Origin of the sequence: Trichococcus sp., assembly GCF_049589555.1 — a bacterium.
Taxonomy (GTDB): domain Bacteria; phylum Bacillota; class Bacilli; order Lactobacillales; family Aerococcaceae; genus Trichococcus.
In genome coordinates this window covers 1-4453 of the sequence record NZ_JBAWAZ010000088.1, presented here as the reverse complement: position 1 = coordinate 4453, position 4453 = coordinate 1, and the positions used below count along the sequence as shown (strand labels likewise).

The window sequence follows — 4453 nt, the reverse complement described above, 5'->3', positions numbered from 1 at the left end:
CGAAACATCTGGAAAACGAAGGGAACATCCCTTATTGCAGCAGTTGTGAAGGGTATCGATTCCCTGTTTTCAGTACGGCTGTGAGCATGGTCATCTTGAACAAAGAACAAGATAAAATGTTGTTGATCAAACAGTACGGCGGGGCGGATTATATCCTTTGTGCGGGATATGTGAATAAAGGGGAAGACGCGGAGCACGCTGCAACCCGTGAAATCGCCGAGGAGCTCGGTCTTCAAACCGTTGGATTGCGCTACAACAAAAGCGAATATTTTGAAAAAAACAACACACTGATGCTGAATTTTTCCTGCATCGTAGCGAGCGAGTGCCTTGATGGCTTGACGGATGAAGTGGATCAGGCGGAATGGTTTTCCATAAAAGATGCACGGACAAACATCAAAAAAGGCAGTCTGGCTCAGCGTTTCCTGGAAAACTATTTGGAAAAAAGCCACGGGCTGGAGCCATTTACTGCTTTCAAGGATTCCTAAGCAATATAGTTCAGGAATTAATTGGATATACAAAAAAAGTTTCGGTTTTGACGTTCAAAACCGAAACTTTTTTGTTGTGAAGGTAAGCCTAAACTTGATGAAACCTGTAAGTGTGCCAATCAAGGTTTTAAGCTTATCTGATTTGAAAATTATTCAGTGACTTTCTCAGCTTCTTCGGTTGGAGCTTCTTCCTCTGCAACCTCTTCGGCTACTGGAGCAGAAAGGACAACAACTGCTTCTTCTAGGTCGGTAAGGACTGAAATGTCGGCATCGACTTTGATATCGGCAACCGTTAAGGTATCACCGATGGTCATTTCATTCACAGCGATTTGGAATTCGGTAGGGACATTGGTAGCTTCCGTTTCGATTTCCAATTCGTTCAATGTTTGAGTCAAGACACCTTCTTTGACGTCTTCACTACCGACCAAGTGGATCGGAACAGTCATCGTCAATTTTTGACCTTTTGTGATTACTTGCAATTCGACGTTTTGGATTTCGTTCTTAAGGGCAGCCTGTTGGATGTCCTTAAGGATGACTTGTGTCGTTTCTCCGCCGGATATGCTGACTTCAAAAATCGCATTTTTACCTAATTGCTTGAGCACTTCGTCAAAATCTTTTGCATCAAGTAATACTGGAGTTGCTTCAACATCTTTACCATAGATGACTGCAGTGAGTTTCTTGTCCAATCGTGCACGCTTCGCTGCAGATGAGCCAACTTTTTCGCGTTTCTCTACTTGTAATTTCATATGTTTTCCTCCTGGAAGTATACCTGTACTGGCTTGGATTTGAGCTGGCTATAAAAAATATTAACGTCAGCAAATAGATAGTACCTCTATACCATACCGCAAACCCGATACGATAGCTAATGATAAGCCTTTTGTTTTATCTGGATTGCAGCTTATAACGCAAGGGTTAGCCGCTAGAAATCGTTGCTGTATAGCGAAAGCTTGGACGTCTGGAAAAGGTTTCCGTACGCCCAAGCTTTCGTCATGTATTTTTGATTATTGTGCATAAATATAAGTCATCACAGCCGATCCGATTCCCTCAAATACTGGAGTCGCGTCATCGGTCGCGTTTTGCCAACCATCCGTCAGGACGGCTACGATGTAATTCTGACCATCCACTGACATGATGCCCGCATCATGGGATACGTCATCCAACAAGCCGGTTTTGTGAGCAAAGTTTACTTCATCATTAAGGCCTGTGTTCAGGGCATAGACGAGTTGCTGATCGCCCAATAGCCCGAGAAAGTACGCCGTGCTGGATTCTGAAAGCAATTCGCCATCCAATAGGCGTTCCAACAAGAAAGCGACTTCGGCTGGCGTTGTTTCCAGGTCGCCGTTGTAATAGACACCATCTGATTCCAGATAGGGGTTAAAACTCGTGGAAACGAATCCCTGATCATGGATGAAGGTTTCGATGTTGTCCCATCCAATCAGATAGGCGAGTTCCTTGGCCGTTTCGTTGTCTGAGACGGTGATGGTGCTGGTCAGGTAATCATCTATGGTTGCACCGTCAGCAATTTGGTCTTCCAATGAGAGTGTGCCGGCATCGACTTGGGTGAGGATGGCATACGTCAAAAACAGTTTGTAGAGGCTCGCGCTGGTGAAGACGCGGGATTCATTGGTCGTAATTGCTTCTCCGGTCTGCTCATTGATGAGGACAAAACCAAGCTGGTCAGGGTAGGCAGCATTCAGTTCATCCAAATCCGCCGCCAATTCCTCTCCGGCTGTCGTCATGATCGTGCTGCTCTGGAGAAGCGCATTTGCTTCAGCCACACTGTTTTCATCCACTTCCTGCATTTCATCAACTTCGTACGCGACATCGGTCGTCAAAGTCTGGGCTGATGCGGAACTTTCTCCTTCTTTGGAATTTGCTAAGTCCCACAAAAGGAACGTGACGCAACCCGCAAGAAACAGGGTGGACAGGAAAAGCGCATATTTTTTCTTTAGTTTTTTTCTTTTTTTCATATCAGTACCTCTTCTGGGGCTAATTTTTGCCAATGACCGAAAAGAGGGTATGGTTAGACTCTTTTCCGGGTTGCTCGGCTAGGAAAGATATTTTGTTGCTGTGTGTTTATTTCACGGAGGCGCCGGAAACGGGCATCGAGTTGCCACCCATACCGCCCATTTGTCCGCCGCTTGCTTCAGTTGTGGCGCTGACATCAACAGTGGATGAACCGCCGCTGAAGGACGTATCTTCGTAGATACCGGTAGTGGATTCACCGGAAACTGTTCCGCCAGTTGTGATTGTGTAAGCAGAGCCGTTGACCAGGTCAGGACTGGAGAATACCAGCGACTGTGCCGTGGTGGAAGCCTCAAAGGTCATGATCACTTCTCCGTCCGGTCCGGTGATTTGGATGGCTTCATCCGCAGCCAATGGGATAGAGGATGTGAACAGGAAGCTTTGTGCTGAGGTCGAAGAAGGGCTCATCGCCATGCCGGAGCTGCCGACCCCAATCAGGGTACCGCCATTCATGTTGAACGTGCTGTCGTAATCCAATGTACCGTTCATGCTGTCGGTCGGGCCGTTGACGATCACGGTACCATCGTTCATCTCGATGCTGCCGTTGCTGTCGAGTCCATCGCCGCTCGCGTTTACCACAAGCGTTCCGCCGTTGAGGGTCAAGAGACCTGCACCTTCGGCAGTTGATGTGAACGTGTTTTCTCCAGGGCGTCCGCTGACGGCTGATGCGTCGTTTCCGCCGGCCGTGTTGACGCCGTCATCTGAGGATGTCAAAGTGATGTCCCCGCCGTTCAGAGTGATTTCGGTAGCTTCGATGCCTTCGTAACTTTGATTGATATTAATGGTTCCGTCATCGATTGTCAAGGTGTTATCTGCGTGGATGCCATCATCCCCTGATGCGATAGTGAAGTCTCCGCCTGTGATTTGGATTGTGTCATTGGTATGGATGGAGTCATCGGAAGTATCCAATACGAACGTACCGCCGGAAATCGCTAATGACCCTGTCGCTTTCAAACCTTTGGCGCTGGTTGTTTCCTCGGTGGTAGTGGTGGCTGCTTCATCAGCAGTTGCTGCCCATGTTCCCCATGCTTCGCTCTCCGTACTGCTGTTCGCGCTGCCTCCGCCGGTTGTGATCGTGAAGTCGCCGCCAAGGATCTGCAGATCGGTTGCGGCTTGGATGCCGTCAGAAGCTGCCGTGATCGCGAAGGTGCCTGATTCAATCGTCAAAGTTCCTTTGCCTTCTTCTTCCTCGTTAGTCGATTGCAGTCCGTCGCCGCCCGCATCGATCGTGAAAGTACCGGAACTGATGAAGAGTGAATCGCTGCCTTTGATTGCGTCGCCTACAGAAGTGATCTCATAGGTTCCTTCTGCGATTGTCACATCATCTTTGCCTTTGATGGCATGAGCATAATTGGCATCGACGACCAACGTTCCCGTTCCGTTCAGGATAAGGTCGGATTTGCTGAACACGGTTGCATCCGGCTCGTCTTCACTGTCTTCGAAGGTATAGGTTTCTCCGTCGCTTAAAGTATTGGTCGTGCCTTCAGCCAAAGTGATGGTCGCGGAGTTGGCGCTTTTCACATAGATTGCGGCTCCGGTGGAATTCGTGATGGTAGCCCCATCGAGAACGATCTGGACATCGGCTTCATCAACTGTTTCGACACGCACCTGGCCTTCGCTCAGGGTACCGCTGAGGATATACGTACCTGGTTGCGTGATGGTCAGAATGGAACCGTCAGCAGCAGCTCCGGATCCGTCGACTGTGATTGTTTGGTCGGAAAAACTGATGGCTGTTGCGTTGTTTGCTGAATAACTGGATTCTGAAACAAGAGTGGATTCAACTGACGCCTCAGTAGTCGAGACGTCGCTGGATGCTGTTGTGGTGCTCGCTTCAGTAGAGCAAGCGGTCAATAAGGCAAGGGTGCCTGTCAGTGCGAGCATTTGAGTTAGAGGTTTATTCTTTAGATTCATTATAGTACTTTTCATGGGTTAGTTCTCCTGTC

Annotated in this window: 4 protein-coding genes; 1 reads left to right on the top strand and 3 read right to left on the bottom strand. The window is 48.4% G+C overall.

The genetic code is table 11. From position 1 onward, the window contains the following. Positions 1-485, top strand: a 485-nt coding sequence (locus WBV27_RS04020) for an NAD(+) diphosphatase (protein WP_424199637.1), incomplete at its 5' end; no start/stop codon positions are given. A 149-nt stretch (positions 486-634) separates the two neighbouring features. Here the strand turns inward: WBV27_RS04020 and WBV27_RS04015 are convergent. The 3 genes from WBV27_RS04015 to WBV27_RS04005 form a co-directional block, all read right to left on the bottom strand. Further along, complete coding sequence (locus tag WBV27_RS04015; protein ID WP_424199635.1) at positions 635-1231, bottom strand: 50S ribosomal protein L25; 597 nt, start codon at positions 1229-1231, stop codon at positions 635-637. 255 nt (positions 1232-1486) lie between these two features. After that, positions 1487-2455 carry a serine hydrolase gene (locus tag WBV27_RS04010; protein WP_424199633.1) on the bottom strand — a complete coding sequence of 323 codons (969 nt, stop codon included), beginning with the start codon at positions 2453-2455 and terminating at the stop codon, positions 1487-1489. A gap of 106 nt (positions 2456-2561) precedes the next feature. Further along, positions 2562-4436, bottom strand: a complete 1875-nt coding sequence (locus WBV27_RS04005) for a carbohydrate-binding domain-containing protein (protein ID WP_424199631.1) — start codon at positions 4434-4436, stop codon at positions 2562-2564. Positions 4437-4453 lie beyond the last annotated feature (17 nt).